Annotated in this window: 4 protein-coding genes; 3 read left to right on the top strand and 1 reads right to left on the bottom strand. The window is 49.8% G+C overall.

The window, feature by feature from the left end; genetic code table 11:
* Together V6C93_RS30200 and gltD are read left to right on the top strand one after the other, a co-directional pair.
* Positions 1 to 1,164 (top strand): glutamate synthase-related protein (locus V6C93_RS30200; protein WP_333480379.1); only part of this gene is annotated, 1,164 nt, incomplete at its 5' end.
* A 100-nt stretch (positions 1,165 to 1,264) separates the two neighbouring features.
* Complete coding sequence (gene gltD / locus V6C93_RS30195) at positions 1,265 to 2,749, top strand: glutamate synthase small subunit (protein ID WP_333480378.1); 1,485 nt, start codon at positions 1,265 to 1,267, stop codon at positions 2,747 to 2,749.
* A 513-nt stretch (positions 2,750 to 3,262) separates the two neighbouring features.
* Here gltD and V6C93_RS30190 read toward each other — a convergent pair.
* A complete protein-coding gene (locus V6C93_RS30190) occupies positions 3,263 to 4,909 on the bottom strand; it encodes an IS1182 family transposase (RefSeq protein WP_333480377.1) in 1,647 nt (548 codons plus the stop codon).
* A 90-nt stretch (positions 4,910 to 4,999) separates the two neighbouring features.
* Between V6C93_RS30190 and V6C93_RS30185 the strand changes: the two genes are divergently transcribed.
* Positions 5,000 to 5,380: hypothetical protein (locus V6C93_RS30185; protein WP_333480376.1), on the top strand; the 381-nt coding region annotated here is incomplete at its 3' end.

Raw genomic sequence — 5,380 nt, 5'->3', positions numbered from 1 at the left:
GGCGTTGCTACGCAAGATCCACAATTACGCGAGAAGTTTACTGGCGACCCTGAACATACAGTGAACTTCATGACGTTCATCGCCCAGGAAGCTCGCGAACTCATGGCTCAGCTCGGTTTCCGCTCGATTAATGAAATGGTTGGTCGCACCGACATACTTGAACCGAAGAAAGCCGTCGAGCATTGGAAAGCGAAGGGTCTTGACTTCTCGAAAATTCTCTACCAGCCAGAAGTCGGGCCAGAAGTCGGTCGCTACTGTCAGATTCCCCAAGACCATGGGCTTGACAAATCGCTCGACATGACCATGCTACTCGATTTGTGCAAACCCGCGATCGAGAACGGTGAAAAAGTCAAAGCTACGCTGCCGATCAAGAATGTAAACCGAGTCGTCGGCACAATTCTCGGCAACGAAATTACCAAGCGCCACTGGCACGGTCTGCCCGAAGATACTGTACATCTACATTTCCAGGGCAGTGCGGGTCAAAGCTTCGGCGCGTTCGTTCCTCCGGGAGTCACTCTCGAACTCGAAGGCGACGCGAACGACTACCTCGGTAAGGGACTTAGCGGCGGCAAGATCATTGTTTATCCACCAGTCGGCTCAACGTTTGTGCCGGAAGAAAACATCATCGTCGGCAATGTTGCCTTCTACGGCGCGACAAGCGGCGAGGCGTATATCTACGGTATCGCCGGTGAACGCTTCTGCGTCCGCAACTCCGGCGTCAATGCAGTCGTTGAAGCAGTGGGCGACCACGGCTGCGAATACATGACTGGCGGCAAAGTTGTTGTCCTCGGGCTCACCGGACGTAACTTTGCAGCAGGGATGAGTGGCGGTGTTGCCTACATCCTTGATGAGCAGGGCGACTTCGCAACGCGCTGTAACACATCTATGGTGGGACTCGAAAATCTCGAAGACTCTGAGGAAATCGATGCCCTTTACCAGATGATCCAGAATCACGCTGACTACACCGGAAGCCAGAAGGCATCTAAAGTCCTCGCCTCATGGCAGGAGATGGTGCCGAAGTTCGTCAAGGTGATGCCAAGGGACTACAAACGCGTAATCCAGGCGCTGAAAAACGCACTGGCATCTGGCTTGAGCGGCGATGACGCACTCAGCGCCGCCTTTGAAGAAAATGCCCGTGACGTTGCCCGTATCGGTGGCAGCTAAAATTCATAGGCGAAGACGCTTTCTTTGAGGAGACAGGAGACAGAAGACCCAATCAATTCCTGGCTCCTGACTCCTGACTCCTGACTCCTAAGAGACAACAATGGGAAAACCAACTGGCTTTATCGAGTATCTCCGCGAATTACCCTCTGAACTGGCTCCGATCAATCGCATCCGCAACTGGGACGAATTCCACCTGCACATGCCGGAGGATAAGCTCCGCACTCAGGGAGCACGGTGTATGGACTGCGGCGTTCCGTTTTGCCACACCGGCACGCTGATCAGCGGCATGGCAAGCGGATGCCCAATCAACAACCTCATTCCTGAGTGGAACGACCTCGTCTATCGCGGACTCTGGCGCGAGGCACTGGATCGCCTACACAAGACGAACAATTTCCCCGAATTTACAGGTCGCGTCTGCCCTGCACCCTGCGAAGGCTCGTGTGTACTGGGCATCACCAACCCACCCGTCACGATCAAGAACATCGAGAATGCGATCGCTGACAGAGCTTGGGATGAAGGCTGGATTACGCCCGAACCACCAACCCAACGCACCGGGAAAAAAGTCGCTGTCATCGGTTCCGGCCCTGCGGGTCTTTGCGCCGCCGCACAGCTCAACAAAGCCGGTCATTGGGTCACTGTATTTGAGCGCGCTGATCGCCCCGGCGGACTGCTCATGTATGGCATCCCCAACATGAAGCTCGATAAAGAGAAAGTCGTCCTGCGCCGCCTCAACGTCCTCGAAGAAGAAGGCGTAAAATTCATCTGCAACACTGAAGTCGGCAAAGACTTTCCGGTTGAAAACCTGCTTAAGGAATTCGATGCGGTAATTCTCTGCACGGGAGCTACTAAGCCCCGCGATCTGCCCATAGAAGGTCGAGAGTTGAAGGGAATTCACTTTGCAATGGAGTTCCTCACAGCGAACACCCAGGCAATTCTGGACAAACACCAAAACGATGACTTCATCTCTGCTGAAGGCAAGGATGTCATCATCATTGGTGGGGGTGACACCGGTACTGACTGTGTCGGTACATCGATGCGCCACGGTTGTAAGAACCTCGTGCAACTGGAAATTCTGCCCAAACCTCCGTTGGAACGCGCAGCTAATAACCCCTGGCCTGAATGGCCTAAGGTTTACAAGATGGACTACGGACAAGAGGAAGCCGCCGCCAAGTTCGGCGATGACCCGCGTGTCTATCTCACCACAGCGACTAAGTTCGAGGGTGATGAAACTGGCAACGTGAAAGCCGTCCACACTGTACAGGTGGAGTGGGAGAAAAACGATAAAGGTCAGTTTATTCCGAAGCACGTCCCCGGTACAGAAAAAGTTCTCCCCGCGCAGCTCGTTCTGCTCGCCATGGGTTTCCTCGGCCCTGAGCAACCGCTGCTCGATGCCCTCGGTGTCGATCGCGATGCCCGCAGCAACGTGAAAGCCGAGTATGGCAAATACGCCACCAGCATCCCTGGTGTTTTCGCTGCGGGTGACTGCCGTCGTGGACAGAGCCTCGTCGTCTGGGCGTTCAACGAAGGCCGGGGTGCCGCCCGCGAGTGCGACCTCTACCTCATGGGCAGTACTGACCTACCTTAAACGGAAGCACCCCCCTGCGGGGGAACTTCCGTCTACGAAGGAAGAAGACTGGGGGAGTTGGTTCGATCTCAATTATTTTACTTACTGCATTACTGCATCAATTACTGCATTACTGCATTTTGAATAGCTTCAGCCAAGTCTTCATAGCAGCACAGACAGAACGCAAGGTTGTAATGAGACTGGAATGCAGCTCTAAAGCTCATGACTTGTAGAGAAACTTGCACAAGGGGGAAAAGTAGCGAAGACACTGTCGGCGAATTCGGAAAACGACTAGGCAAGGTTGGTTAGTTCAGCCATAACGCAATTAACTTATACTGTCCCTCTCCGCGTAATACATGGTGAGGGGTAGGCCTTGCTGTCACTACCAAATTTTCGAGGATAAACTCACCTTGGTTATTTGGTTTTCTAGAACTCACCATGTATTACACGGTAAAAGAGACGAATTTCTTGTCTAGGTCATCCGTGTATTACTTGTAGAAAGGCTTTATCTATATGGTGTGAGCAGGCTACAGGCTATTGTTGTAGTCTTTTAAACCGAGAAATACGAGTTTTGGCAACGGGTTCGTCGTTTAACCAAGCATCCAAGCGTACAAGGTTAAGAGCAGTAGCAATCAAAATATGCTGGAGATGAGTTTTTTTTAATCCAATGTAGCGAGATCGCCGCAGACAGGTACGTCTAATTCCTTGAGACAAAGTAGCCTCCACTCCAGCACGTTGGTGGTAAATCTTTAAAAATTCAGGTGTTTCTTGGGATTGGCGACGAGTTCGCAGAGCAGTATATTCAGCTTGAGCACGAATGGTCAGTCCACGAGGCTCTTTTTTTGAACGCGTACAACGGCGGCGAGAGCGACAAGCTTTACAAGTAGCTGTGGGAAATCGAATATCAATAATAGGTTGTCCACTAACATCAATTTTGGCAAACCAAGTAACGCTCTGCTTTCCCAGAGGACAAGTAGCTACTTGATTTTCCCAATCAATTTTAAACTGGTCAGCAGCGAACTTAGGGTGATTACGTGCCTGCCAACTAGGGTCAGAACGAACTGGACCAACAATTTCTACACCATAGTCACTACGGCTATTGACAAGATGCTCTGCTGTCACATAGCCAGTGTCCATTAAATGCTCAGTTGGTAGTAATGATTTCTCAGATAAAGCTTGATGGATAGGTTCAACCGCTGCATCATCCGATACCGTAGACAAAGTAGTATAAACCTGGGTAATCAAGTGAGGACAATCTTCACCGCAAATTTCCGTAACATGGGCTTTATATCCCACCCAGTCAACACTACGCTTGGAACTGTAATGTGCTTCCACATCATAAGGGGAATGAATGGCAACTGTTGAAGGTGGCATATCTTTTGTTATTCGCCATTGCACAGAACCATCTTCACCCCTAGCATAGAACTGTTGTATCCAAACTTGTCTTAAGATTTCTACGGCAGGAATTTGGTGTAACAACTCTGGTGAATTTTGAGCATAGATGGCATCTAATAATGCAAATCCATCTTTTCCAATTAAGTTCCCCAAAGCCTCCCGTTCACTATCCAACTTCGGCAATCGGTAATTTTCTACTCGCCGACCGTAACGATCAAACCAATCAGAGTGAAGGTGATTCATTAACCAGTCTGGCGCGACTGTGGTTAAACTGTTGAGTGCTGCTCTAAATGTTTCTCCTAATGTTTCTAAACGATTGAGCTTACGAACAGCCGTAAGAATATGAGTTGAGTCAGTTCTTTGTCGCTTTTCTTTTAGTAACCCCAAGTCCCGTAATTGTTCCAAAAGCTTATCGAGCAACAGTTGTTCTGCATCACCCTCAATTAAGCGCTGGCGAAATTCAGAGAGAATTGAAAAATGAAAACCTGGATCTGTTAAAGGCAGACTTAAAGCATATTTCCAATCAATCCGGGAACGCACAGCTTCTGCGGCTTGACGGTCAGATAAATTTTCGACAAACTGCATGACGCTGATTAAAGCCAGTCGCCACGGTGATTGTGCTGGCTGTCCCCGCTGGGAAAACAACGCGGCAAAGTCAACATCTGAATAAATGCTGCCCAGGTTGTCGCGCAGGAGAACATAGATGTTTCCTTTTGGAAAAGCTGCACGCGCTACAGCTTTAGTATCTGGGGGAACTGAAGGAATACTTTGAGGCTGCATTGACATAAAAACTTTCCTTGCATCACGCGGTTAGAGTGACCCCAATTCCATCTTAAGGTCTATACTATCGTTGTAATACATGGCAAGAGAACTAATATGAAACGGGATATCCAGGGAAAGTTTGCCTTAAAAAACGATGACTATCGTAAGGTACGCTCCCTGAGACTAACCGATGAAACATGGATTGCCTTGGGCATTGCTGCTGAATGCTTAGGCATAACCAGGGCTGACTATTTAGAGCAGATAGTTAGGGACAATGCTCTACCAGGTATTACATGGAAAGAGGAGGCAACCGTTTCGACTAATACAGGTCAAGAAGCAGAACTTCTCCCGTGTATTACAAGGGAGGAGGAGCATCATTCCCAAGAGAACGCCCCAGTGAGGGAACAGGCGGTAACTGCGCTGCCCCAGATGGCAGACCTTGAGGCTTTACGCGATAGCGAAGCGCTGCTGCGAAGCGCAGATCGCATTTTGTTG

It is taken from the genome of Allocoleopsis sp., from assembly GCF_036703385.1.
GTDB lineage: Bacteria > Cyanobacteriota > Cyanobacteriia > Cyanobacteriales > Coleofasciculaceae > Allocoleopsis.
The sequence above is the reverse complement of the archived record's forward strand: the minus strand, read 5'-3'. Positions and strand labels throughout refer to the sequence as shown.

Bases quoted from the DNA above. Each gene is read 5' to 3' on its own strand.
- gltD (WP_333480378.1), top strand. From the start codon at position 1,265: ATGGGAAAACCAACTGGCTTTATCGAGTATCTCCGCGAATTACCCTCT.
- V6C93_RS30190 (WP_333480377.1), bottom strand. From the start codon at position 4,909: ATGTCAATGCAGCCTCAAAGTATTCCTTCAGTTCCCCCAGATACTAAA.